Origin of the sequence: Bacteroides reticulotermitis JCM 10512, assembly GCF_000517545.1 — a bacterium.
GTDB lineage: Bacteria > Bacteroidota > Bacteroidia > Bacteroidales > Bacteroidaceae > Bacteroides > Bacteroides reticulotermitis.
Window position 1 is genome coordinate 89,240 of sequence record NZ_BAIV01000006.1, and the last position, 26,372, is coordinate 115,611.

The window sequence follows — 26,372 nt, forward strand, 5'->3', positions numbered from 1 at the left end:
ATTTTAATTATATTACTTAAAAAAGAGCTAATTATGACTTATTCACACGAAGTGGAACACATGTGTGTTGTAAAGAAAGGTCCTAATCACGGACCAGCTCCCATACCCGAAGAAGGCAAATGGGTAAAATCAAAAGAAATTGTAGATATTTCAGGTTTGACACACGGTATCGGTTGGTGTGCTCCGCAGCAAGGTGCTTGTAAGCTGACACTCAATGTTAAAGAAGGTGTTATCCAAGAAGCATTGATCGAAACGATCGGATGTTCGGGTATGACTCACTCTGCCGCAATGGCTTCTGAAATACTTCCGGGCAAAACTATCCTCGAAGCTTTAAACACAGACTTAGTTTGCGATGCAATCAACACTGCTATGCGCGAGTTGTTCCTGCAAATCGTATACGGACGTACTCAATCAGCTTTCTCTGAAGGCGGTTTGATTATCGGTGCCGGTCTGGAAGATTTAGGTAAAGGTCTTCGCAGCCAGGTAGGTACTTTGTACGGTACATTAGCAAAAGGTCCTCGTTACCTTGAAATGGCAGAAGGCTATATCAAAAACATCTTCCTGGATAAGAACGATGAAATCTGTGGATACGAATTCGTACACATGGGCAGATTCATGGACGAAATTAAGAAAGGTACCGATGCGAACGAAGCATTGAAGAAAGTTACCGGAACTTACGGTCGCGTAACGCCGGAACAGGGAGCAGTTAAACACATTGATCCACGTCACGAATAATATAAGGAGGAAGAAACAATGATTAGAGAAGTAAAATTTGAAAGTCAAGACCGTCGTATCAAAGGTATTTTAGCAGCTTTGAACGCTAACGGCATCAAAGATATTGAAGAAGCTAACGCTATTTGCGAAGCTGCCGGACTCGATCCTTATAAGACATGTGAAGAAACTCAACCAATCTGTTTTGAAAATGCGAAGTGGGCTTACGTAGTAGGTACTGCCATCGCTTTGAAAAAAGGTTGCAAAAATGCTGCTGACGCTGCCGAAGCTATCGGTATCGGCCTGCAAGCATTCTGTATCCCGGGTTCTGTTGCGGCTGATCGTAGTGTAGGTATTGGCCATGGTAACCTAGCTGCTATGTTGCTTCGTGAAGAAACAAAATGCTTTGCGTTCCTTGCCGGTCACGAATCATTTGCAGCTGCCGAAGGTGCTATCAAAATTGCAGCAAAAGCAGATAAAGTACGTAAAGAACCTTTGCGTTGCATCCTGAACGGTCTTGGAAAAGACGCTGCCCAGATTATCTCTCGTATTAACGGCTTTACGTATGTTCAGACTCAATTCGACTATTATACAGGCGAACTGACAGTAGTACGTGAAATCGCCTATTCTGACGGTGCTCGTGCTAAAGTAAAATGCTACGGTGCAGATGATGTTCGCGAAGGTGTAGCTATCATGTGGAAAGAAGGTGTAGATGTATCTATCACTGGTAACTCTACCAACCCGACTCGTTTCCAACATCCAGTTGCAGGAACTTATAAGAAAGAACGCACTTTGCTAAAAAGCCTTATTTCTCAGTAGCTTCTGGTGGTGGTACAGGTCGTACACTTCACCCGGACAACATGGGAGCCGGTCCTGCTTCTTACGGAATGACAGACACAATGGGTCGTATGCACTCAGACGCTCAGTTCGCTGGTTCTTCATCAGTTCCTGCTCACGTAGAAATGATGGGATTCTTGGGAATTGGTAACAACCCGATGGTAGGTTGTACAGTAGCTTGTGCGGTTGACATTTCGCAAGCTTTGAACAAGTAATCTAACTAATTACAACATAGGAGATCCCTGTAACTCTATGAGTTATGGGGATTTTCTATATATACCTAAGCAATTAAAGAAGAGAAAACAACTATTAAGAGAGAGAAACGGAAGGAGCGATTTCCACAACCCAGCTTCCTAATTTTGTTCAATCATACCAATTTTCGCATCAATTTGCAGCTTTTTCAAATAATATCTCTTCCACATCAAACTTCTGACAAGCATAAAACTATTGGAAGCATTATTCTATTTCAAAAATATCCCTTAAATTTGTAAAGTGAAAAAGAAACTCCAAATAGAAGTGCCTAACGGAGCCGATAAGATTCTGCTTCATACTTGTTGCGCTCCCTGCTCATCGGCCATTATCGAATGTCTGATGCAAAATGATATAACCCCGGTTATCTATTATTGCAATCCGAATATTTATCCACTGGAAGAATATAACATCAGAAAAGAAGAATGTACCCGCTACGCTCAGTCGCTGGGACTCGAAATTATAGATGCGGATTACAATCATGACGAGTGGCTCTGCCGGATAAAGGGTATGGAAGAAGAACCCGAACGAGGAGGCCGATGCCTGCGCTGCTTCAAAATGCGTTTGCTCGAAACCGCCCGTTATGCACACGAGCATGGGATTTCCGTCATAACAACAACACTAGCTTCAAGCCGTTGGAAGAGTTTGGAACAAATAGAAGAGGCCGGTGCGCATGCTGTCGCCCCATATCCCGATGTAACCTATTGGAAGCAGAATTGGCGTAAAGGCGGACTGAGCGAACGCCGTATCGAGATAATCAAAGCATATAACTTCTATAACCAGCAGTATTGTGGCTGTGAATTTAGTATGCACAAGAATGAATAGAAAATGAAGTCTTTCAAATGCTATATAATCATCATGCTATCACTCCTGCCCGCTATCGTATTGGGGCAAGAGGAGATCAATGACGCCATTAGCACTCAGTTGGAACTCTTGAGGAAAAAACCTAAAGATAAGGAAGCACTTCGCAAGGTGAGCTTTCTCTTTCTTAATAAAGCCGATTATAACAAAGCGATTCTGTATGGACAAAAGTTATTCGATATCGGTTATGCCGAAGAAGATTATAATCACGCCGTCATTTACTCGCACATTTGTTTGGGACAGGCACAGATGATGAAAGGCAACACCAAAGAAGCATATAGCCACCTGGCACAAGCGCAACTCATTGGTGAAAGCAATAAAAACGACTCAGCCTCTGTTCAGTTTACAATGGGTTGGGCCTATACGCATCCAACGTTCAGAAAGACTACTACCTATCACTCACGTACTTCTTCAAAGGAGTGGAAGCTGCTAAACGTTCTAAGTATGACAGGCTGTACTCGATTATACTGGTCAACATAGCCGGTATTTATTATTTGAAGAATGATGCCAGCGGCTTGAAATATGCATTGGAGTGCTATGAGTTGGGACACAAACAGAAGGACCCTTACCTTATATATAGTGGTTCGACAAACGTGGCATATATGTACTACCTGAAGAAAGATTATCAAACTGCCCTCAAATACATTCAGGAAGCCGAGTTTGTCATGATCCAGAACGACTTCTATGACCAGTCTAACATTTATAATCTTTACGGATACATTCTGTCTAACCTAAACAGAGATGAGGAAGCAATCTCCTATTTCCAAAAAGCATTGGATTTAAGAGAACAAGGGCAGACGTCATCCGTTATGAATGCGTATTTAGGGTATGCTAAAATCCTAATCAAGCGTCATCAATATCCGCAGGCAATCCGGATGTTGAATGCTGGTATCGAGCTTTCCAATAAACAGGAGAGCCCGATATATCGAAGCGATTTGCTGAAATCCCTCTCCCAATGCTATGAAGCAGCCGGCATGTTTCAGGAAGCACTAAGCTATCACAAACTATTCCAGATCGAAAACGACAGTCTTTATAATGCCGATAAAGAACGGGCTGTTGGAGAAATCCGTGTGAGATATGATGTAGAGCGACAAGAGAACGAGATAAAGAAAAACAAGCTTATTCTGCTGCAAAAAGAGAAAAAAGAGCAACTTCTTATTTCGATCATAGCAGTGATTATCCTCATATCGCTCTCCTTATATTATATGTATTGGCGCAAAAACCACTTCTACCTAACCATAGTACGCCAAAATCAGGAAGCTATCCGCCGTGAGCAACAATTGCAGAAACAAATACGCGCATTAAAGAACACCGATCCGGACCAGAACGATGAGGTAAAAGAAGAAATAGCGACGGAGAAATATGCTTCTTCCTCGTTGACCGAAGAAAAGAAAAGCTCCCTGTTCCTGCACTTGGAAAAGCTGATGAGCGAAGAACGAGTCTATGAGGATAATTTGCTAACCAAAGAAAAGGTTGCCGAACGTTTGGAAAGCAATCGCACGTACCTATCTCAGGTCATCAACGAACAAACCGGACAAACTTTTACCCAGTACATAAATAACTACCGGATCAACGAAGCTGTACGCCTACTAAGTGACCCATATAACCAGACACCACTCAAAGCTCTTTCGTCTAGTTTAGGCTTTAATTCGATGACAACCTTCTATAAACTCTTCCAAAACGCTGTCGGAATGACACCAGCTCAGTACAAAGAGCGCGTTCAAAAGTTGCATAAAGATAAGTAATATATAAATTCGCTGACATTTTTCATTCAATTACGGCAATTGCCGTAATTGAATACACTCTTTCATAGGTAATTCAAAGATTTATGGATTAATTCGCAAACGTTAAGTAACCCATTATAATCTGTCGAGTATGAAAGAAAACTGTACTATTTTGATTTATTTCAGACAATTATTTCACAGAATCCCTTTATTGATTGTCGCTTTGCTCCTAATCTCGCAAACCGACATTTACGCACAAGGTGTTCGCACAATTAGTGGGATAGTTGTCGATGAGACCGGTGAGCCGCTTCCCGGTGCAAGTGTTGTTCAAAAGAGAGCGAATAAATCTGAGAGTCTGAATGCGGTAATTGTTGATATCCACGGACACTTCAGTCTGACCCTTGCTAATTCAGCTCAGGAAATTGAGATCTCCTACTTAGGCTATGAGACAAAGACAGTCAAGTTAACATCAGAAATGTCTTATCGCATAGATCTGAAACCATCTTCCGAAATGATTGAAGAGGTAGTAGTAACCGGTGCATTTACACGTAAAGCCAATACTTATACAGGATCGGTGACAACAGTGAAAGGTGACGATCTGCTAAAAGTCGGAAATCAGAATTTGCTTTCCAGTTTAGCCAACATCGATCCTTCTTTTACCCTGTTGGACAATCTGGCCGCAGGCTCGAATCCTAACGCCCTGCCGGACTTCCAGATGCGTGGTCAAACAGGCTTTTCCGATTTGAAAGGCGAGTATGAATCGAACCCCAATCAACCGCTGTTTATCCTTGACGGTTTTGAAACAGACCTTACCAAGATCATTGACCTTGATATGAATATGGTAGCGAGTGTCACCTTGCTTAAAGATGCCACCGCTAAAGCTATTTATGGATCAAAGGCAGCAAACGGGGTAATTGTTGTTGAAACAAAAAGACCGGAAGCCGGACGCATGAAAGTATATTATACGGGCGGCCTTAGCATTGAAATGCCTGATCTAAGCAGTTATGACCTAACTAACGCAGCTGAAAAGCTACAAGTAGAAAAGATGGCAGGGCTTTACACCAGCGATAATGCTCAAACGCAAATTGCTTATCAACAAGAGTATGAAAAGAAACTGAGAGAGGTCTTGGCGGGAGTAAACACAGACTGGAAGTCACAGCCTGTACGAACCGGTATCGGTCAGAAGCACTCAGTCTATTTGGACGGAGGCGACCAGCATATGGTTTATGGCGTGGATTTGTCGTACAACAACATTCAGGGTGTGATGAAAGGCTCCAACCGTAACACCTTCTCCGGAGGAGTTACACTGGCGTATCGACTGAAAAAGTTTCAATTCCGCAATAAGCTTTCAATTACCTATAATGAATCAAACGATTCGCCATGGGGAAGTTTCTCTACCTATACGCAAATGAATCCTTATAGCCGCTTGTATGATGAGAAAGGCCAATTGATTCAAAGCTACCAATATGTAACCGGAGGAAGCAAAACAGCCAATCCGATATGGGACTCTACGATCAATACGGTGTATCTGAGCAAATATACGGATATAACGAATAACTTTTATGCAGAGTGGAATATCCAAAACAACTTAAAGTTAACAGGACGTTTGGGCTTAAGCAAGAAAAATACGTCCACTGATAACTTCAGGCCGGCATCGCATACCAATTTCATCAATTATGAGTCGAAAGACTTGTATCGCAAAGGAACATATTACAAAGCCAACGGCGACAACTTCAACATCAATGGAGACTTGGGCATTAGCTACTCCGTGCAATTGAAGAAGCACCTGATATTCCTCAACGGACAGGTAAACTTCACCAACTACACATACAACCTGTCCGCCATGCAAGCAGAAGGTTTTCCGAATGATAATATGGATCATATTATTTTCGGTGTTCAGTATGACACGGAAACCGGAAAGCCGACAGGTAATGAAGGAATTTCCCGTAGTGTAGGTGGAATCGGTTCAATCAACTACTCTTTCGACGACCGCTTCCTGTTCGATGCGAACTACCGTTTGAGCGGTTCTTCCGAGTTTGGTGCCAACAGTCGTTGGGGATCTTTCTGGTCATTAGGAGCCGGTTGGAACATTCATAATGAAGCGTTTCTAAAAGATAATGCGTGGATTAATCAGTTAAAACTCCGGCTATCTACCGGCTATACCGGTTCCCAAGGGTTCAGCACCTATGAAGCCTTAGCTACAGTTAAATATTACGGTTCATCTTCTTACAACGGAAATATCGGATCGTATCTGGTAGGATTGGCCAATCCGGACTTACGCTGGCAAAAGAAATATGATAATAGTGTCGGACTTGACTTTACGGTCATGAATAAACGTATCAACGGACGGTTCGACTACTATACATCGACCACCAAAGGTATGTTGACCGACATTACCGTACCTCAGTCTACCGGTTTTGCCACCTATCGCGAAAACATGGGCGAAACCGAGAACAAAGGTTATGAAGCCTATTTGAACGCCCGTGTATGGGAAAACAAAGAGAACCGCAGCTACATCAATGTATTTACTTCATTGGCACGCAATAAGAATAAAATTAAAAAGATATCCAACAGCCTGCGCAAGTTCAATGAAGATCAGGATGCCAATAAGAACCAAGATGATGACGAGAAATACAAGACCAGCATCACCACGCCTTCTGTTCGCTTTGAAGAAGGACAATCGATGTCAGCTATCTGGGCAGTTCGTTCACTGGGTATCGACCCGGAGAATGGTAAAGAGATTTATCTGAAAAAAGATGGTAGTGTGACTTATGAGTGGAACGCAGCCGATCAGGTTGTATGTGGTGACACCCAACCCGAGTTTAACGGCAATTTCGGCTTCAATGCAGAAGTAAACGGTTTTGGTTTCGGAACCACATTCAGCTACCGTGTGGGAGGCCAGATATATAATAGCACGCTAATCAACAAAGTTGAAAATGCCAGTCCGTATTACAATGTAGACCGCCGCGTGTTCACTGACCGCTGGCAAAAGCCCGGCGACGTGGCTCTGTACAAAGCAATCACCGATAAGTCGTACACACGTCCTACTTCACGCTTTGTTGAAGACTACAATACATTGACACTTTCCTCGATAAATGTATACTACGACTTCCGCAATTGCAATTTCATGAAACGTTGCTTTCTCGAACGTCTGAAAGTTAGTGCATATATGAATGATGTATTCGTTGTCTCGTCTGTAAAGACTGAACGCGGAACCAATTATCCATTTGCGCGTACCATTTCATTTGCCGTACAAGCATCCTTTTAACTTCTCATAAAACTTTAGGAATATGAACATATATAGATTAAATATAAACCGACTATTTTTACTGAGCATCACCGTATTAATGGTCTCATGCAGTGACTGGTTGGACGTGCGCCCTAAGTCGGAGATTCCAGTCGAATTGCATTTCGAACACGAAAGTGGATTTAAAGATCAGCTGACCGGTGTCTACACCAAAATGTGTAATACCCGCATGTATGGCCGCGATATGAGCTTCGGCTTGACTTCCGTACTTTCACAGGACTATGATTTAAAATCGAACAGTATATATCGATATGCTGCCGAATACCAATATCAGGAAACGTCTACTAAGAACATCATAGACTCCATCTGGGTCGATACATACAACTGTATTGCGAACTTAAATGTTATGCTTCAATATATCGACAAAGTAGACGCGAATATATTCAGTGACAACAATCACGATCTGTACAAAGGAGAAGCTTTAGGCTTACGCGCCTTCCTGCACTTAGATATGCTTCGCCTCTATTCGCCATCACTCGCCAGCAACCCGAGCGCGTTGGGAGTACCTTATGTGACAGCTTATGATAAAGTGATAACCACTCAGAAACCGGTCAGTGAAACATTGGATCTGATTATCGCCGATTTAGTGCAAGCCGCCGATTTATTGCAAGTTGATCCGTTTCTCAACGCGAAAGAGGATTATAAAACACGCTATGCCCGCAGAGTTTACTTCAACTACTATGCAGTGGTTGGTACACTCGCACGTGCCTATATGTATAAAGGCGACAAAGCAAACGCGTTGAAATATGCTGAGATGATTATTGAAGAAGGGCAAAAAGAGAATAGCAACTTCGCATGGACGCATTACTCGACTTTGGAAACCGCTAAAGAAGAACAGGTCAACCGTATTTTCAGCGGTGAAACCCTTTTCTACTTAAACATCAAGGACATGAATAACATCGTTAAACATTACTTCACCGCATCCTCCGGAAACAACACCTTGACTCCATCGGACAACAAAGCCGATCATATCTTCGAGAAGAGCAGTAAAGGATATGGTAACGATTACCGGATGCTGAAAGGCTTCTCCTACGATGGCGAGAATAAATACTTCTGGAAATACCATCAGTATGAAGGCGGATCGTATGTCGACATCATGCCTATCCTGCGCAAATCGGAATCTTACTACATAGCTGCCGAAATATTGAAGGATAGCAACCCCAAACGTGCCGTTGAATTACTGAATATCGTACGTACTGCGCGTAACTTGAAAGACTATGCCCTTAGCGAGACTCTGACCGCTGATCAAATTCAGGCAGAAGTCGGCAAGGAATACCGGAAAGAGTTTCTGGGAGAAGGCAGATGTTCTTTTATTATAAGCGTTTGAACTCAGCCCGAATTGAAGGTGCTGCCGTAAATGCAGGCGATGCTATTTATGTATTGCCAATGCCGGACAATGAAATTGAGTTTGGAGGACGTAATTGACTTATAAAATGACAGAATCATGAAAAAAATAAGAATAATCATAGTATCAGTGTTGGCGATAACTCTATGGTCTGCCTGCGAAAACGATGGATTTTACTATCAGGATGAACCGCGCGTTCGCCTCAAAGGGCCGTATGAATGGGCATTGAATACTGATTCGCTCGAATTCTCTTTTGCCTCTTCGCCATCTACGGTGACCAAACAAGAAATGCTAATGACGCTGCACGTCATGGGAAATCCTGTAAACAAAGACCGCGTGGCAAATCTGGAGCTTGTATCCGCTCAGAGCACAGCCACAAGTTCTCAATACAGCATACCGCTGCAAGTTACCGTTCCTGCCAACCAGCTTACCGTTGATTTCACCGTCGACCTATTGCGTACAGTTGAATTACAGGAAAAGACGGTGCGGCTTTATATCAAACTAGCAGAGTCCGCCGACTTTAAAACAGGAGTGGTAGAACAAGATCATTTCCTCTTTAAATGGAATGACGTTTTGAGTAAACCTAAAAACTGGGAAACCGAACTTAAAAGTGTGTTTGGCGAATATAGTTTGGTGAAGTACCGCTTTATGATCGACATTTTGGACACAGCAACATTTAGTTCCGAAACGATGAGTTGGGCCGAATTGAACAACTATAAAATCAAAATGCGGAATGCACTGACTGCATACAACGAAGCACACCCCACAGAACCCTTAAAGGATGAGAACGGGCAATTAGTCAGTTTCTAAACTTTATTAAACTTTTAGATTATGAAGAAAATATTGATACATATATGGGTTGCGATTCTACTGATAGCAGGAGTTTCCGCCTGCAATGATGATAATGGCAACTACGACTACCAGACGGAAGAACAAGTTGGCATCATTGAGATAGATACCACAGGAATTCCTAACCGAACCGCCTTTAACCAGTCTTACTATCCGGGCGATGTAATAAACATCACACCCAAAATTAAATACGCGCATCCGGAGAATCTGAAATACTCATGGATTGCGTATCCATATCCCTACGAAGCTGTTCAGGTAGGTAATGCGACGATGTATCCCAAAGCCGATACGCTAAGCCACGAACTGAGCCTAGCCTGGGAAGTGAATTTAAAACCGGGTAACTGGACTACACACTTAATTGTTGAAGACACTGTAAGAGGTCTTAGTGCCAGCATGAAAATGCAAGAACAGTATTTTAAGATTCTGAAACCGGGCAACCGAAACGGTGTATATGTCCTGTCGGAATACAATGGCCAGACAGATATTGACTTCTATACCAGCTCGCTTTGCCTTATTTACGGAAAAGATACGGTAATTCCTCATTATTACAGTGAGGTATGCAAGCAAGGTTTGCTTCCCGGCAAGCCCAAGTTTATCAGTTGGGGACAAGACTATTATTATGCTTTTACCGAGAACAACGGTTATCGCTTAAACGTATCCGGACTGGAGTTGATGGAAGACTTTGAAGGAATGTTTTATGATGCTCCGACTTATAACCCTCAGGTCATGAAGTACATCAACAATTGCGAATTCCTTGTAAACGACGGAAAGTTGCATGTACTCTATACCAACAAGACGAACGATCGTAAATTCTCGGCTCCAATTGGAGGAAACTACAAAGCAGCTACTTACCTGAGCGACGAAACGCGCGTCTCGTGGGGAGCCATATCGGGAGCTATTAACTCCGATCAAGTTATTTTCGATGAGAAGAGCGTAGGCTTCCGTCCGTATTTCGCACAGGGAACAGAGATCAGTGAATTCAAAACGACCGCTTCCGACGCGATTATCAATGCCAAGAAACTGCCTGCGGTTCCACTTGCCATGCAAGGTGCAGAAGGAGGAAAGACGTATGCTGTCGTTGTTGTTAACAACATTCCTTACCTATACATTATGAAATTCAGCAATGTAATAGACGATGGAGATTTAAGTGGTAACGGAGGAAATTCGATTATCAACTTAAGCGGTTGTAAAGACATCATGAACATGAAGTACTTCGTATCCAATCATAACGGTTCGGCATTCTTTTACGCTACAGATAAGGCGGTTTACTCCTTCTCTCCTTCATCCGGACAAACCACGAACTCACTGCTTTATGAATGTACAGGTAGTGAAACCGTGACGTGTACCGACATTTTCTACAGACATGGCGGCGGCGGTTTCCCAACAGCTGGAGTTATTCTCTGGATCGGTGTTTGGGATGAAGCCGGCAAAGAGGGCAAATTGGTTGAGTTCGAAATAGATCCGAACAATGGTACTCCGCGATGGATGTGGGGAAGCTCATTCAGTCCGGATCATCAAAATCCGCATATCACTACCGGCTTCGGTAAGATTAAATCAATCGCAGCTAAATAATAATTATTATGAAAAAGTTAAAAACAGTTCTAGGAGTTTGCTTATCAACTCTTTGTATGCTGAGTTGCCAATCCCAACCCGCTACATCTTACACAATTACAGGTAACCTTGAAGGCTTGCCGGAGGGGGCACGTGTGCAGTTGGTCCCAATTAGTCACGACGACGAAAAGCCGCTAGTCGACACAGTAGCCGTTCATGGAAAGTTCACGTTCAAAGGGAGTGCCAAAGAGCCGCTATTAGTAGGCCTCAGCATCAATGACATGTATGGACGCTATGCATTTATGCTCGAAAACGGGAAATTGATGATCACCGGCAAGGTAACTGTTAACAAACAAGGCGACAATACGTTCGCTCAATTTGCGGACATGAAAGTGGTAGGTTCTCCGTTGACAACAGAGTACCTGAAAAAGATTAATGTACGCGAGCAGATGGATTCTATCTACAAAGCGAATGCTGAAAAGTTTAAAGACATCAACGAGGCCTTAACTGCTGCTCGTGGTGCGAAAGACAAGGCTAAGTTGGATTCATTAGCCACAACTGAAGCTATAAAGCGTATGGTGAAGCCGACAAGAAGTTCTTTGCAACGGTCGACAGTACCTATAAGAAAGCTGTGATGGAAAATAAAGATTCTTTCTGGGGACCTTTGTTGATGATAAGCCTGACCAGTTATTTAAGCGAAGAGATGAAGCCTTGGTACGAAGCACTCAGTCCCGCAGCCAAAGAATCTTATTATGGTAAGAAGGTAAAAGAAGAACTGTATCCTGCCGGCAAAGTTGGAGCAAAAGTGCCCGGTTTTACAGCCAAGGGACAGGATGGAAAAGAAGTTTCATTAGCAGAACTATGCCAAGGAAAGAAGTATATCCTGATCGACTTCTGGGCTTCCTGGTGTAATCCTTGCCGCAAAGAAATCCCTAATTTGAAAAAGCTCTACGCACAGTATGCCGCTAAAGGCTTCCAGATCGTAAGCATTTCCATTGATAAGAAGGAGGCTGAATGGCTGAAAGCATTGAAAGAGGAACAACTTACATGGCCTAATTACCGGGATACAGAAGGAATTGCCACCTTATACAAAGTTAAGTTTGTACCTACCATGTATCTGATCGATGCACAAGGGGTAATGGTTGGAGAAAACCTTCGCGGAGAAGATTTAGCCAATAAACTGGGCGAGCTTTTTGGCAAGTAATCCGGCAGAATTAGAAACAGAGCTTCTGCGACTGAGCTGAAGAGCATGTTTGGGTAATACTTTTCTGCTTTGTATTTTACAGCGAAGTTCTGATAACGAATATAACTGTCGAGGGGGCTGTCTGAGAAATCGGATAGCCCCCTACTCTATCCCCTACCCTGAAGAATCAGCCGACTATCTTTACCGATATACCGAAGCCTTCAAGCAGACTTTACACTAACTATCACCTCCAGCGAAACACAATCGCCTCGAGTCGAAAGCCGTCCTCTAAAAGACTAATAAAAATAAAATATTTCCTAATCTCAAAAACAGTACCAACAACAGAGATTGTGGTTGTAAGAATTATCAGAACCATTTTTATGCGCCCCCTATCAACTACTAATTAATTCATAAAACGCCAATTAAAACGGTCAATTCACTGCCACAACGACCAACTGCCACCTTATGTTTCTCCCAGCGAGTGTTTTTTGATAAAATCCAACACTAAGCGTAAGTATATAGTAAAAATATAGATAAACTTTCCCACCACTATTTAAAGTGAAGTTATACTCAACTACCCTGCTTGCTAAAAGAAGTTCCGGAACCGTTGTGCAAGAAACGTAACCTAAAGAACCGTTTGTTTGGTTAACTCTTGAATCCGAGTAGCTGCATACCCAACATTCTCTTCTAAATGATGGGAGTATATGCGAACAGTACAATATCCGTGTAACCATTCTGTGTTCCTAATTTCATCATCAAGGCTTGATAGAAGCACTCTGCACAATGATACAACACTCTTATGACTAAATCACTTTTTGGCGTATCATTCAGTATATCAATCAATTGCAATGCGCCTTCTTTTTTGGAATCACTTTATTCTGAGGAGCGATAGCTAGTGCTCATCTTCTCAAAAAACAGACTATTCAATTCACCAAACAAGTCTTTTCTTAAACCGTATTGTGCGCAACTATTCGTAAATTTAAGCAGTCTTTATTGTGCTGATAATCTTCTCATTAGCTGTTTCACATATTATGCGACAGCTGTTCCACAATATGTGCGACGCGTGTTCCACATTATGTGAGTCAGCCGTTCCACAGATGTGGAACAGGAAATATAATAGGCAAAGATGCTTTTGTCTAGTTGTTTGCTACTATCTGCTGGAAGATTTTTGTTAAGTACAAATCCTTTGGAAATCGGCAATATCTATTGAGTAAATCAGTATAAGAAAAGTAGGCGCATTGTAGTAGGCTTTCAATCAGCATTTTACAGCAAAAAGTGACTATGACATGAAAGTGTTGTATCATTGTGCAACTCGCTTAAATTGCATATTTTACCGGTTTACTGATTCATAAATACAAGCCATCTCTCCATATTTATGCTGATATGATGGGCGCAATCCTACTCACTGCAATATTGCCATAAAGCAGCAGGATGATAAATACTCATACGACGAAGAGCAATTGAGAAACAATACGCTGGTCTATTTGATAGCTTATGGAGCATCAATGAGAATAGTAAATCTTCGTGCAAATTCACCGAACCGAATCAGCGGTTTTATAAGTGAAATATTTACAACAAACATTCCTATATAAAGCAATAAAAGTCAAATTGTAAAAGAATAGCAGCTGCCAGTTTAGTGAAACCTTATTTAAATGTATATATCGAATAATTAAGCCATAACTCATTACAAGAAGTCGAAAGACAAAAAGATTCAAGTACAACAAACGACTAACTCGTGTACAGCAAATGACTAAGATAACTAACCTTATAAAAAAGACTCTTCGACACATACCTTCAATCGCAGCGAAGGCTATTCAATATAAAAAACATTTGCATGCATCTATTCGGCCAATTTCCGAGAAAGCCAAACACACCGGAATCGTTTTAAATATCACCGGATGTAGCGGCTTACTCAGGATTATTAAATCAGCCTCAGCGACTGAAACAAAATATTGCGCTGGATTTTTTATCGTCCCAATGTTTTTTTCATTACCTTTACCACATCTTACAAACCTTTGTAAGGCCGATCTATTTATTCATCCTAAACGAACGATTGTACAACGATGCTACTGACTTTTTTAAACTTATTGGCAACTATCATCAGCATTATCAGTTTGCTGATTGTTACTTATGGTGTACTCATTGGATTTATAGCGTTCCTGCGCAATGAATTCAAACGTTTCGATGGCACCTATACGACGAATAATATCCGTCAGCTTAGAGTAAACTTCGGTAGCTACCTGCTACTGGGACTCGAGTTCCTCATCGCCTCGGATATACTAAAAACAGTATTAGACCCCGCACTCGATGAACTCGCCATACTGGGAGGCGTTGTAGTGGTCCGAACCGTGCTATCTGTATTCCTGAATAAAGAAATACGCGAGTTGGCCGAAGATAAAGACGCATCCGGCGAAGAAAAAGCAGCGTAAGTAAGCCCTTGCGAGAAAAGTTAGGCGATGCCCAGCAACTCGACTTCGAAAACCAAGGTTGAGAAGGCCGGAATCGGACCGGAAGAGCGACCACCATATCCCATTGTATAGGGATATAAACCACCCATTTATCACCAACGCGCATTTGCTGAAGCGCCAATTGCCAACCTTCAATCACCTCGGTAAGGCGAAATGCCTCCGGATAGCCACGTTGATAGGAGTTGTCGAATACACGTCCGTTAATCAAACTACCCTTATAATGCACCGTAACGATGCTTCGGGCACCGGGCTTCTGAGTGCTCGTACCCTTTTCCAGGACTTTATAATAGATACCACACGGCAATGCAAAGACCTCTTCTTGCACAGCAAGCTCCTGAAGAAACTTCAAATTATCTTCTTTATAAACTTCTTTCTTTCCCATTATTATATTGTATACTCTTTTAGAATCTGGCAATCATCATCAATCCGTGTTACTTCCCATTCAGAAGCCGTTGTTTGTAGTCTTGTACGCGAAAGGGAGCATATAGAATATAATTACACTCCAAAGGCTGATTCGCAGCCAGTGCCGGACTCCAGACAGGCATTTGCTTGACAACCCGCAAAACTTCTTCCGCAAACTGAGGATGAGTTGACTCTAAGATATGTGGTCGTAGAATTTCGCCTCCCTTGTCGATTGTAAATTCACAAAGAACATATCCCTTAATGTCCTTCGCTAATAGTTCTTTCGGATACACAACCTGTTCGAACACATAGCGTTCAGGAGTTACACGAGGAAATGTAGGCCCTTTCTCCACCGCTTTCCGATTCGGCGAACGCTGGACACCAAGCGTATAAATCCCCATGTAGATAGGTCGTTTATGCGCATTCGGCTGTTCTTTACTACGTTTCTGCAATTCCTTCAGCAGAGCGGTGGCCTCCTCAGCCAATGTCTTTTCCGATATATTCCCTCCGGTCGACAACAGATAGGCCGATTCGCAAAGAAGAACCAGACGTCCCATCAGCATTTCCTTCTGAGGCATCCATTTCCGCCCCATCATCACATGACCTTGCGCATCTGTAGATGAAACATAGTAAGCGGTTCCATCCAATCCGACCGCTGTGCCGTCCATATCTTGTATCTGACTGGTAACCAAACGGAAGATCAGGCCCAAAGATTGATAAAGAGACGGGCTAATTACAACCGAATGATTATTCACTTTAACCATTTTCTTATCGGCTTGCCAATAAGTACGCGACAACGTGTTTGAGATCAAACAAGTTCGTCCATTTCTTTTCTCTACCGACATGGCATATTCGGGCGAAAAAGAGGGAATTACCGTAAAACAGGCATAAGGCTTTTTCTGAAATCCGGTATGCAGTAAAGAGAATACATTCCGGTAATATTCGCCAAGCTCACCGGGGTACTTATCGACCGATCGTACCGGATCGAGGTAATCCACCTGAGCAAACAAAGGAAAGGAAAAAAGCAATATCTGTAAAATGACAACAAACCTTTTCATACGCAGTCCGTTTTCTGTATAATCTGATAACAAAGATAGGATTTATTTCGATGTATTGCGATAAAATTATATCTTTGCAGGGTTTTTATCAAAGATACGAATACAATACATCAAAAATATGATAGCTAAGATTGAACAACTTCTGAAAGAGGTGGAAGCATTGAAAGCCTCCAATGCCGAAGAACTCGAAGCTCTCCGCATCAAATTCCTCAGCAAGAAGGGAGCCATAAACGACTTGATGGCTGACTTCCGCAACGTTCCTGCCGAATTGAAAAAAGAGGTCGGCATGAGACTGAATGAGCTAAAAGACAAAGCTCAGGATAAGATTAACGTTCTGAAAGAACAATTTGAGAATCAAGATAACAGTTGCGATGGATTGGATCTCACCCGTTCGGCCTATCCGATCAAGTTAGGCACTCGTCACCCCCTCACAATCGTTAAAAACGAAGTTATTGATATCTTCGCCCGTTTGGGATTCAGCATTGCCGAAGGCCCGGAAATAGAAGACGATTGGCATGTGTTCTCGGCACTTAACTTTGCCGAAGATCACCCGGCACGCGATATGCAAGATACATTCTTCATTGAAGCTCAACCGGATGTGGTGCTACGTACACATACATCCTCGGTACAAAGCCGTGTAATGGAAGTGACTCAACCTCCTATCCGCATCATTTGCCCGGGACGCGTCTATCGTAATGAAGCGATCAGCTACCGCGCACACTGTTTCTTCCATCAGGTAGAAGCGTTATATATCGATAAGGACGTTTCCTTTACCGACTTAAAACAAGTTCTGCTGCTCTTCGCTAAAGAAATGTTTGGAGCCGATACAAAGATCCGCCTCCGTCCATCCTATTTTCCATTCACAGAACCTAGCGCTGAAATGGACATCAGCTGTAACATCTGTGGAGGAAAGGGTTGCCCGTTCTGCAAACATACCGGTTGGGTAGAGATTCTGGGTTGCGGCATGGTAGATCCGAATGTACTCAAGGCGAACGGAATCGACAGCAAGGTATACAGCGGTTACGCACTGGGCATGGGTATCGAACGTATAACGAACCTCAAATATCAGGTGAAAGACCTCCGTATGTTCTCCGAAAACGATACACGTTTCCTCAAAGAGTTCGAAGCGGCCTATTAACGAAGTCAATACGTATTTACGTCAGTTCTGACATAACTCAATACTAATATGAAAGCTACTCCCCCTTCTCGCAATGAGATGGGGGAGACTTTATTTCATCATGGCAAAAGATAAACTTGTTACCTCCGGTTACTGTTTCATCTTAGCAGCCAACTTTCTACTTTACTTTGGCTTTTGGTTGCTAATCCCCGTCCTGCCGTTCTATTTATCCGAAATATTTCAGGTAGGCAACTCCGCTATCGGTATCGTCCTGTCGTGCTATACCATAGCCGCTCTATGCATCCGCCCCTTTTCCGGTTATCTCCTCGATACATTCGCTCGCAAACCGCTTTACTTATTCGCCTATTTCATCTTTGCCATGATGTTTGGCGGATATCTGATTGCCGGCTCTCTTACCTTATTTATACTCTTCCGGGTGCTGCATGGCGTATCATTCGGTATGGTGACCGTAGGAGGCAATACGGTGGTTATCGACATTATGCCTCCTCACGTCGAGGCGAAGGGCTTGGCTACTATGGCTTGACAAACAACATCGCGATGTCTATCGGCCCCATGTTCGGGTTATTCCTGCACGACGCCGGGGTATCTTTTCCCACAATCTTCTGCTTTGCTTTCGGAGCCTGTTTAGTCGGGCTGCTATCCGCCAGTTTAGTCAAAACGCCCTATAAGCCGCCTGTAGTCCGTGAGCCGATCTCACTCGACCGCTTTATTTTATTGAAAGGCATGCCGGCAGGTTTCAGTCTACTCCTACTCTCCATTCCTTATGGAATGACAACCAATTACGTAGCCATGTATGCCCGTCAGATAGGTATCAACGCACAAACCGGATTCTTCTTCACTTTCATGGCCATAGGAATGGCAATCTCCCGCATATTCTCCGGGAGAATCGTAGACCGGGGGAAAATAACGCAGGTTATATCCGCAGGTTTATACGTCGTTGTGGTTAGCTTTTTCTTACTGGCCGCTTGTGTATATATCATAAAATGGGACAGCATGGCTTGCACGATTCTGTTTTTTTGCATAGCTTTGCTGTTAGGCATTGGCTTTGGCATTATGTTCCCGGCATTCAACACGTTGTTTGTCAATCTCGCACCAAACAATCAGCGGGGAACAGCTACCTCAACCTACCTTACATCTTGGGATGTAGGCATTGGCATAGGTATGTTATCGGGTGGATATATTGCTGAAATCAGTAGTTTCGATAAAGCCTACCTTGTGGGTGCCTGCCTGACGGTGTTGTCCGCTCTCTACTTCGGTTTGAAAGTAACGCCGCATTATCATAAAAACAAGTTAAGATGAGAAAGAAAGAACGCTATGAGAAAGTAATAACCTGGTTTCAGGAAAATGTACCGGTAGCCGAAACGGAGTTACACTACAACGATCCATTCGAACTACTGATCGCTGTTATTCTCTCGGCCCAATGCACAGACAAACGGGTAAACATCGTCACTCCGCCACTCTATCAGGACTTCCCCACTCCGGAAGCGATGGCTGCCAGTAGCCCGGAGGTGATATTCGAATACGTACGTACGGTTTCCTATCCCAATAATAAAGCCAAACACTTAGTTGGCATGGCACGTATGCTCGTGGCGGATTTCGACAGTCAGGTACCAGACAATCTGGACGATTTAATAAAGTTACCGGGGGTGGGACGTAAAACCGCCAACGTTATTCAATCCGTAGTATTCAAGAAAGCGGCCATGGCAGTAGACACGCATGTTTTTCGCGTCAGTCATCGCATCGGCTTAGTCTCAAAGACTTGTACTACCCCGTATAGTGTGGAGAAAGAGTTGGTAAAACATATTCCGGAAGATCTTATTCCCATTGCTCATCACTGGCTGATACTTCACGGACGCTACATTTGCCAGGCCAGAACACCGAAATGTGAAGTGTGCGGTTTGCAAATGATGTGCAAATATTTCTGTGATACGTATAAAGTAAGTAAAGAGAAGCCAGAGGGCAAGAATAAATAACAAATTCATAGCAAAAAAGAGAAAATAATAGTAACTTTGCACTCATTAAAATTATAAGAGAGACTAACACTTTTAAATAAATTAGAGTATTATGCAGACAATTGACAAATTCAATTTTGCCGGAAAAAAGGCATTCGTTCGCGTGGACTTCAATGTGCCTCTGGACGAGAACTTTAACATTACAGATGACACTCGTATGCGTGCGGCTCTTCCTACTTTGAAGAAGATTTTGGCAGACGGTGGCAGCATCATTATCGGTTCTCACCTAGGCCGTCCGAAAGGCGTTACTGACAAATTCTCTTTGAAACATATCCTGAAACATCTTTCTGAGCTATTGAACGTTGAAGTTCTATTCGCAAATGACTGTATGGGCGAAGAAGCTGTTACCAAAACAGCTGCTTTGAAACCAGGCGAAGTTTTATTATTAGAAAACCTACGCTTCTACGCTGAAGAAGAGGGTAAACCAAGAGGATTGGCAGAAGACGCAACCGACGAAGAAAAAGCAGCAGCTAAGAAAGCTGTAAAAGAAAGCCAGAAAGAATTTACGAAGAAACTTGCTTCATACGCAGATTGCTACGTAAACGATGCATTCGGTACAGCTCACCGTGCGCACGCTTCTACAGCTCTTATCGCGAAATACTTCTCTACCGAAAACAAGATGTTCGGCTTCCTAATGGAGAAAGAGGTAAAAGCAGTCGATAAAGTATTGAACGATATCAAACGTCCGTTTACAGCTATCATGGGTGGTTCTAAGGTTTCTTCCAAGATTGAAATCATTGAGAACTTGCTGAATAAAGTAGACAACCTGGTTATTGCCGGAGGTATGACATATACTTTCACCAAAGCTTTGGGCGGTAAAATCGGTAACTCTCTTTGCGAAGACGATAAGTTGGATCTAGCTCTCGAATTGCTCAAGAAGGCAAAAGAGAAAGGTGTGAACCTGGTTCTATCTGTTGATGCTAAAATCGCTGACGCATTCTCTAACGAAGCTAACTCGCAGTTCTGCGAAGCTGAAGAAATTCCAGACGGATGGTTAGCGCTGGATATCGGTCCGAAAACAGAAGATATATTCGCTAACATCATCAAAGAATCGAAAACAATTCTTTGGAATGGCCCAACAGGAGTTTTTGAATTCGATAACTTCTCTCATGGTTCATTCGCAGTAGGTGAAGCGATTGTAGAAGCAACCAAGAACGGTGCGTTCTCACTTGTTGGTGGTGGTGACTCAGTAGCTTGTGTAAACAAGTTCGGTTTTGCTGACGGTGTATCTTATGTATCAACCGGTGGCGGCGCTTTACTCGAAGCTATTGAAGGTAAAGTTCTTCCGGGAATTGCTGCTATTCAAGAATAATTCGCAATGTTTTATTTATGAGTTAACATAAAGTTTGAGGCAGCTCTTTACACAAAGAGTTGCCTCTTTTTCATTAACCATGAAAAATATACTCCTTTTTCTCTCTGTCTATATCGTTTTATTCACTGCTTGCCAGCATAAGAAGAACGATACGCCACCCATCTCTTCAGCCGAACTGCAACCGTTGCGATTAGGGATGATGACTACATTGGATGGGCTCCCCTTCTATATGGCAAAACAGCAGGGAGTATATGATTCACTGGGACTCGACCTGAACATTATCCAATTCAACTCCGCTAACGACCGGGATGCCGCATTCCAAGCCGGACAAATAGATGGCATGATAACCGACTATACCAGTGCCGCTATTCTTGAATCCCGCTATCATGACATAAGCCTCATCATGCGAACAGAGGGGTATTCTTGTTTCATTGTATCGAAAGAAAGCCGCATCAAACGGCTGCAAGAACTTCCTCGCCACAACGTAGCCATCTCTCACAACACGACCGTAGAGTATGCTACCGACCAAATTCTGAAAAAAGCAGGCATCTCACCTGATGTCGTAAACTTACCCGAAATAGCTCCCATATCTCTTCGCCTGCAAATGTTACAATACGGGCAAGTAGATGCTTCCTTTCTTCCCGAGCCCTATGCGTCCATTGCCATGAAGGGGGGACATAAATCACTTATCAGTACACAGGAGTTAGGCATCAACTTTATCGGTACCGCTTTCTCCCGAAAATCGATCAGTGAGAAAAGAAAAGAAATAGAGTTGCTAATTACCGGATACAATGTAGGCGTGGACTACATACAAAAGCACCCACAAAAAGAGTGGGAACAAGTACTGGTGGAATTGGGGGTACCGGAAAACATCACAGGATTAATTGCACTCCCCTCCTACTCTCAGGCATCACGCCCCTCTACTAAGGATGTAGGGGAAGCTATTCGATGGTTAAAAGAAAAACACCGCATTCCCGACCAATACTCGGAAACTCATTTAATAGACACTACTTATATACATTCACAAAACATTTCACAATAAAAACGAAGACCATGGAAAATAAAATTACCGCACCAAACGCCCGCGTAGACGTAGCCGATGTATTAAGAGGCCTTGCTGTGATGGGGATTATCCTTCTTCACAGTATCGAGCATTTCAACTTCTATTCTTTTCCCGAGCAGAATCCGTTTGAATGGATGAACTTCACCGACCAAGCTATCTGGCGGGGACTATTCTTCACCTTCAGCAATAAGGCTTATGCCGTATTCGCTTTGCTATTTGGATTCAGCTTTTACATTCAGGACAATAACCAACAGCGACGGGGAAAGGATTTTCGCCTGCGTTTTCTCTGGAGATTATTCCTTCTCTTTATCATCGGTCAGTTCAATGCGGCTTTCTTTACAGGCGAAATATTGACGATGTACGCCATTCTGGGAATCATTCTTCCTATATTCTGTCGCATGAGCAACCGCACGGTAGCTATCTTTGCGACCATACTGATATTACAACCGGTTGACTGGGTTAAGGTCATTTATGCTTTATGCAATCCTGACTATGTGGCAGGCAAAGGTTTGGCAAGTTATTATTTTGGTTTAGCTTTCGAGGTTCAAAAAAACGGAACGTTTCTCGAAACGGTACGCATGAATCTGTTCGAAGGACAGCTGGCAAACATGACTTGGGCCTTGGAGCACGGACGTATTCTGCAAACTCCCGGACTCTTTCTGTTTGGTATGCTGGTAGGACGCAAAGGCCTTTTCTTATACAGCGAGCGGAATGAGCGTTTGTGGCTAAAAGCATTAGCAATCTCACTAATCTGCTTCTTCCTATTTACGGCTCAACAACATGCTACCTGAGTTTATAGAAAGAAGTGCGGTTCTCGCTCCTCTGCAAATTATTCTAGGCTCACTGAGTAGTTTGAGTTTCATGGTATTGCTAGTAACCGGATTATTACTCACTTTCTACCGAACCAAAAATCGCAGTTTCTTCATGCGTTTTACATCGTATGGTAAGATGAGCCTTACGAACTATTTGGGGCAATCTTTTTTCGGTTCACTCTTGTTCTATCATTGGGGTTTCGAATTAGGACGCTACTTAGGGATAACGTATAGTTTTCTTTTTGGCATCCTTTTTGTACTCCTACAGATGGTATTCTGTTCTTGGTGGCTAAGCCGCTATAAGCATGGACCGTTTGAAGGTATATGGAGATATTTCACCTGGATTAGGAGCAATAAAAAATAAGCAATTATGAATGAGAAATCTGTTAACGAACAATATTCCTATATATGCACATTACTGGCAGAAAGAAGGTTAAAGGAAGCTTTGATCGAATTGGATGCTTTTCTGTGGATGTGTTCAGACTGGACGATACGTACTCAGTTGGAACAAGCACAGACTTCCTATAACTATATGCTGCAATACATGCGTGAGGGAGTAGAGGACCCTGAGCGTTGGAAATTACACAAGAAATTAATGACAGATGCGTGGGAAATTGCCGATCGAGCACGTATTTATGTGTTGGACGGTCTTTCTACACATTATTATCATGAGGTACGTTCTATACCACGCTCGGAAGAATTAAAAGATTATAATCTCGAAGCAGTACGGCATATACTGGAATCTTTTAATGACGATCTGGCTGTAAGCCAATTCGTTTCGGACGCCAAGAAAATGAATGTACTGAAACGGCATGAAAGCACATTGAAGTATATGTTCCTGTCTACATGGACCAACAGTGCGTGGGATGCTCAGGAAAGTGAGCATGCGCAAGCTATGCTGACGTCGGAATTGTTGCCGACCAATGATGCGTGTTTGTTTGTCAGTGCGGTTACGCTGAGTGCGATGGAATGTTTTGACCTTAAAAAACTCACGTGGCTGTTAGAAGCATACCAGCATGCAAACACGCAGATTAATCAGCGGGCACTGGTCGGAATAACGATCCTGCTTCATTTCTATAAAGAGCGGATTGCTCTGTATCCGGAGCTAACCCAGCGAATAGATGTACTGAACGAAAGTCCTTCCTTTGCCGATGATGTTGTGCGTGTTTACAAGCAACTCTTACTCTGTCAGGAAACCGAGAAGATAGATCGGAAGATGAGAGAGGAAATTATTCCTGAAATGTTGAAGAATGTTTCTTCTTTCCGTAATATGCGATTCGGTCCAGATGAGAATGAAGAGGAGAAAGATGATATTAATCCGGATTGGGAGAAAGCTTTTAAAGATACCGGGTTAAGTGATAAGCTACGCGAGATGAATGAACTTCAGTTGGAAGGTGCCGATATATACATGAGTACTTTTTCTCAGCTTAAAGGATATCCATTCTTCCGCGAAGTACAGAACTGGTTTTACCCGTTCGACAAACGTCAATCGAATGTGATGCAAGAAGCTCAACAGGATGTAAGTGAGAAGAGTAGTGTATTGGACCTGATCCTCCAGTCCGGCTTCTTCTGTAACAACGACAAGTATTCGCTCTTCTTCACAATCCAACAGCTACCCCAATCGCAACGGGAGATGATGTTGAGCCAGCTCACGGAACAACAAATGGAAGAGTTCACCGAGCAAACCAATGCTGAATCTTTAAAAGCGTTCTCCGAACGTCCGTCGACGATCAGTAGCCAGTACTTACACGATCTCTATCGTTTCTTCAAGTTAAACGTACGCCGAAGTGAATTCCGCGATATATTCAAAGAGAAACTCGATCTTTATACGAATCCGATATTATCACCGATCTTGTATTCCGATCAGTACCTGCTTCCTATCGCCGACTTTTACCTACGTAAGGAACGCTGGCAGGAGGCTATCGATATATACAAGCATATCGAATACGCAGATCGTCCGGAAGTAGAGGCTCCTATCTTCTATCAAAAGATGGGTTACGTTTTGCAGAAAGTGAGAAATTATAAAGAAGCCATTGAGGCTTACCTAAGAGCCGACACGATTCTACCGGACAACATTTGGACAATTCGCCACCTAGCTATTTGCTATCGTCTGACGCGCAATTATGAGCAAGCGTTGGCTTACTATAAGAAGGTGGAGGAAGTGAATTCCGAAGATACGAGTGCGGTGTTTTATATTGCGAGCTGTTTGGCTGAGTTGGGACGATATGAAGAATCACTCAATTACTTCTTCAAGCTGGACTTCCTCGAAAACGATAGTATCAAAGCATGGCGTGGCATCGGCTGGTGCTCGTTCATCAGTAAGAAATATGAGCAAGCATGAGGTATTATGAGAAGGTATTACAGGGCAAACCCTTAGCCATAGACTATATGAATGCCGGACATGCAGCCTGGTGTATGAATGAGATAGACAGAGCAAGCGGATATTACGAAAAAGCGCGCGCACTAAGCGATACTAAAGAGCGATTCCTTGAGTTTTTCCGCAAGGATAAAGAAACTCTTCTCGAACAAGGTATCCGAGAAGAAGACATTCCGTTAATGCTTGACTTAATCTAGTTTTTTCAACTCCCCGTACAGCCTTTGTATGGGGAGTCTCATTTATAGAAGCTATACATACCAGACTTAAAGCACAAATATACATCAGATGAGTATATCAGTAAAACTATTGCAAAACAAAGATTCCTTTCCCCATAGGTACTGTTCATTTCAAATTAAAAGAGACTATCTTTTAATAGCTATGAATAATGCCAATACCGGTAGTCTGGAACATAGAACAAGACGTACACGGGTCTCAGCATTCTATAGATTGCACAAACGTAGCAAATTAAACTAGGAATACCGTACTTTGTGCCAAAGGAAGTATATATTAATTAGAAGCTAACAGCCTATAAACGTTTGAGTTCCGTATATAGTCTTTGTATTGGCAACCCCATAATGTTATAGAAGCTACCGGATATTGAATTTACACCAACGTATCCAATCCATTCCTGCACACCGTAAGCACCCGCTTTATCCATCGGTTTATAGCGGTCGACATAGTATTCGATCTCGTCATCGGTCAATTCGGCAAACAGTACATCAGAGGTAGCTGTAAAGCTCTTCTGCCATTCCGTCGTAGTCAGACAGACTCCCGTAAATACTTGATGTAGCTTTCCGGAAAGTTGCTGAAGCATTTCGATTGCTTCTTGCCGATCTTTCGGCTTACCTAACACGGTTCCATCCAGCCAAACAATGGTGTCGGCTGTAATAAGCAATTCGCCTGGTTCCATGATTTGTCTATAAGCATCCGCTTTCTCACGGGCTATAAATTCGGGTATTTCAGCTCCGACCAACGTATCAGGATAGGTTTCATCTACATCGGGTAAAGTTCTGATAATATAGTCAATTCCCAGACCGGACATGAGTTCTTTCCGGCGAGGTGAGTTAGAAGCCAGTATGATCTTAAATTTCTTTAGATTATTAAGCATGTTAT

General features: G+C 42.9%; 17 protein-coding genes and 5 pseudogenes. 19 read left to right on the top strand and 3 right to left on the bottom strand.

Annotated elements, in window-relative coordinates:
• Positions 1–33: 33 nt before the first annotated feature.
• The 12 genes and pseudogenes from JCM10512_RS05105 to JCM10512_RS05150 all read left to right on the top strand — a co-directional run bounded on the left by JCM10512_RS05105 (position 34) and on the right by JCM10512_RS05150 (position 15,046).
• On the top strand, positions 34–735 hold the full coding sequence (locus JCM10512_RS05105; RefSeq protein ID WP_044161082.1) for an iron-sulfur cluster assembly scaffold protein: 702 nt from the start codon (positions 34–36) through the stop codon (positions 733–735).
• Between the two features lie 18 nt (positions 736–753).
• Positions 754–1,763 (top strand): annotated as a pseudogene (locus tag JCM10512_RS05110) (GGGtGRT protein).
• A 277-nt stretch (positions 1,764–2,040) separates the two neighbouring features.
• Positions 2,041–2,622, top strand: coding sequence for an epoxyqueuosine reductase QueH (locus JCM10512_RS05115; protein ID WP_044161085.1), 582 nt, complete (start codon positions 2,041–2,043; stop codon positions 2,620–2,622).
• A 3-nt stretch (positions 2,623–2,625) separates the two neighbouring features.
• Positions 2,626–3,138, top strand: coding sequence for a tetratricopeptide repeat protein (locus JCM10512_RS23410; protein ID WP_244436915.1), 513 nt, complete (start codon positions 2,626–2,628; stop codon positions 3,136–3,138).
• Complete coding sequence (locus JCM10512_RS05120) at positions 3,078–4,403, top strand: AraC family transcriptional regulator (RefSeq protein ID WP_244436917.1); 1,326 nt, start codon at positions 3,078–3,080, stop codon at positions 4,401–4,403. The genes JCM10512_RS23410 and JCM10512_RS05120 overlap by 61 nt, the downstream gene beginning before the upstream one ends.
• A 130-nt stretch (positions 4,404–4,533) precedes the next feature.
• Positions 4,534–7,650, top strand: a complete 3,117-nt coding sequence (locus tag JCM10512_RS05125; RefSeq protein WP_044161088.1) for a SusC/RagA family TonB-linked outer membrane protein — start codon at positions 4,534–4,536, stop codon at positions 7,648–7,650.
• Positions 7,651–7,672: 22 nt separating this feature from the next.
• Complete coding sequence (locus JCM10512_RS05130; protein ID WP_081741221.1) at positions 7,673–9,016, top strand: RagB/SusD family nutrient uptake outer membrane protein; 1,344 nt, start codon at positions 7,673–7,675, stop codon at positions 9,014–9,016.
• A 117-nt stretch (positions 9,017–9,133) separates the two neighbouring features.
• Positions 9,134–9,844, top strand: a complete 711-nt coding sequence (locus JCM10512_RS05135; protein ID WP_081741222.1) for a DUF4843 domain-containing protein — start codon at positions 9,134–9,136, stop codon at positions 9,842–9,844.
• A gap of 21 nt (positions 9,845–9,865) precedes the next feature.
• Complete coding sequence (locus tag JCM10512_RS05140) at positions 9,866–11,455, top strand: PKD-like family lipoprotein (protein ID WP_081741223.1); 1,590 nt, start codon at positions 9,866–9,868, stop codon at positions 11,453–11,455.
• 8 nt (positions 11,456–11,463) lie between these two features.
• Complete coding sequence (locus tag JCM10512_RS23415) at positions 11,464–12,069, top strand: DUF4369 domain-containing protein (protein WP_244436920.1); 606 nt, start codon at positions 11,464–11,466, stop codon at positions 12,067–12,069.
• A complete protein-coding gene (locus JCM10512_RS23420) occupies positions 12,069–12,638 on the top strand; it encodes a TlpA family protein disulfide reductase (protein ID WP_244436922.1) in 570 nt (189 codons plus the stop codon). Before JCM10512_RS23415 ends, JCM10512_RS23420 begins: the two co-directional genes overlap by 1 nt.
• Positions 12,639–14,680: 2,042 nt before the next feature.
• Entirely contained in the window at positions 14,681–15,046 is a 366-nt protein-coding gene (locus tag JCM10512_RS05150; protein ID WP_044161099.1) for a DUF1622 domain-containing protein, read from the top strand.
• Between the two features lie 20 nt (positions 15,047–15,066).
• Here the strand turns inward: JCM10512_RS05150 and bamJ are convergent.
• Positions 15,067–15,467 (bottom strand): annotated as a pseudogene (gene bamJ / locus JCM10512_RS05155) (BamJ family beta-barrel-assembly machinery protein).
• A 49-nt stretch (positions 15,468–15,516) separates the two neighbouring features.
• Positions 15,517–16,545: an energy transducer TonB gene (locus JCM10512_RS05160; protein WP_044161101.1), complete on the bottom strand. Its 1,029-nt coding sequence runs from the start codon at positions 16,543–16,545 to the stop codon at positions 15,517–15,519.
• Between the two features lie 118 nt (positions 16,546–16,663).
• On the opposite strand from JCM10512_RS05160, the gene pheS reads away from it, so the two are divergent.
• The 7 genes and pseudogenes from pheS (at position 16,664) to JCM10512_RS05195 (ending at position 25,456) form a co-directional block, all read left to right on the top strand.
• The gene (gene pheS, locus JCM10512_RS05165) at positions 16,664–17,683 is read left to right on the top strand and encodes a phenylalanine--tRNA ligase subunit alpha (RefSeq protein WP_044161104.1); all 1,020 of its coding nucleotides are present in this window, start codon (positions 16,664–16,666) and stop codon (positions 17,681–17,683) included.
• A 100-nt stretch (positions 17,684–17,783) separates the two neighbouring features.
• A pseudogene (locus JCM10512_RS05170) lies at positions 17,784–18,982 on the top strand (MFS transporter).
• A complete protein-coding gene (nth, locus tag JCM10512_RS05175) occupies positions 18,979–19,656 on the top strand; it encodes an endonuclease III (RefSeq protein WP_044161108.1) in 678 nt (225 codons plus the stop codon). Before JCM10512_RS05170 ends, nth begins: the two are co-directional and overlap by 4 nt.
• A 91-nt stretch (positions 19,657–19,747) precedes the next feature.
• Positions 19,748–21,007: a phosphoglycerate kinase gene (locus JCM10512_RS05180; protein WP_044161110.1), complete on the top strand. Its 1,260-nt coding sequence runs from the start codon at positions 19,748–19,750 to the stop codon at positions 21,005–21,007.
• A gap of 79 nt (positions 21,008–21,086) precedes the next feature.
• Positions 21,087–22,049: an ABC transporter substrate-binding protein gene (locus tag JCM10512_RS05185; protein ID WP_044161113.1), complete on the top strand. Its 963-nt coding sequence runs from the start codon at positions 21,087–21,089 to the stop codon at positions 22,047–22,049.
• 11 nt (positions 22,050–22,060) lie between these two features.
• Positions 22,061–23,246, top strand: a pseudogene (locus JCM10512_RS05190) (DUF418 domain-containing protein).
• 6 nt (positions 23,247–23,252) lie between these two features.
• Positions 23,253–25,456, top strand: a pseudogene (locus tag JCM10512_RS05195) (tetratricopeptide repeat protein).
• A gap of 329 nt (positions 25,457–25,785) precedes the next feature.
• On the opposite strand, the gene JCM10512_RS05200 reads toward JCM10512_RS05195, so the two are convergent.
• Positions 25,786–26,367, bottom strand: a complete 582-nt coding sequence (locus JCM10512_RS05200) for a Maf-like protein (protein ID WP_044161116.1) — start codon at positions 26,365–26,367, stop codon at positions 25,786–25,788.
• Positions 26,368–26,372 lie beyond the last annotated feature (5 nt).

Excerpts from the sequence above, each read along its gene's own strand:
- JCM10512_RS05105 (WP_044161082.1), top strand. The coding sequence starts at position 34 with ATGACTTATTCACACGAAGTGGAACACATGTGTGTTGTAAAGAAAGGT.
- JCM10512_RS23410 (WP_244436915.1), top strand. The coding sequence starts at position 2,626 with ATGAAGTCTTTCAAATGCTATATAATCATCATGCTATCACTCCTGCCC.
- JCM10512_RS05125 (WP_044161088.1), top strand. The coding sequence starts at position 4,534 with ATGAAAGAAAACTGTACTATTTTGATTTATTTCAGACAATTATTTCAC.
- JCM10512_RS05130 (WP_081741221.1), top strand. The coding sequence starts at position 7,673 with ATGAACATATATAGATTAAATATAAACCGACTATTTTTACTGAGCATC.
- JCM10512_RS05135 (WP_081741222.1), top strand. The coding sequence starts at position 9,134 with ATGAAAAAAATAAGAATAATCATAGTATCAGTGTTGGCGATAACTCTA.
- JCM10512_RS05140 (WP_081741223.1), top strand. The coding sequence starts at position 9,866 with ATGAAGAAAATATTGATACATATATGGGTTGCGATTCTACTGATAGCA.
- JCM10512_RS23415 (WP_244436920.1), top strand. The coding sequence starts at position 11,464 with ATGAAAAAGTTAAAAACAGTTCTAGGAGTTTGCTTATCAACTCTTTGT.
- JCM10512_RS23420 (WP_244436922.1), top strand. The coding sequence starts at position 12,069 with ATGGAAAATAAAGATTCTTTCTGGGGACCTTTGTTGATGATAAGCCTG.
- JCM10512_RS05150 (WP_044161099.1), top strand. The coding sequence starts at position 14,681 with ATGCTACTGACTTTTTTAAACTTATTGGCAACTATCATCAGCATTATC.
- JCM10512_RS05160 (WP_044161101.1), bottom strand. The coding sequence starts at position 16,545 with ATGAAAAGGTTTGTTGTCATTTTACAGATATTGCTTTTTTCCTTTCCT.
- pheS (WP_044161104.1), top strand. The coding sequence starts at position 16,664 with ATGATAGCTAAGATTGAACAACTTCTGAAAGAGGTGGAAGCATTGAAA.
- nth (WP_044161108.1), top strand. The coding sequence starts at position 18,979 with ATGAGAAAGAAAGAACGCTATGAGAAAGTAATAACCTGGTTTCAGGAA.
- JCM10512_RS05180 (WP_044161110.1), top strand. The coding sequence starts at position 19,748 with ATGCAGACAATTGACAAATTCAATTTTGCCGGAAAAAAGGCATTCGTT.
- JCM10512_RS05185 (WP_044161113.1), top strand. The coding sequence starts at position 21,087 with ATGAAAAATATACTCCTTTTTCTCTCTGTCTATATCGTTTTATTCACT.
- JCM10512_RS05200 (WP_044161116.1), bottom strand. The coding sequence starts at position 26,367 with ATGCTTAATAATCTAAAGAAATTTAAGATCATACTGGCTTCTAACTCA.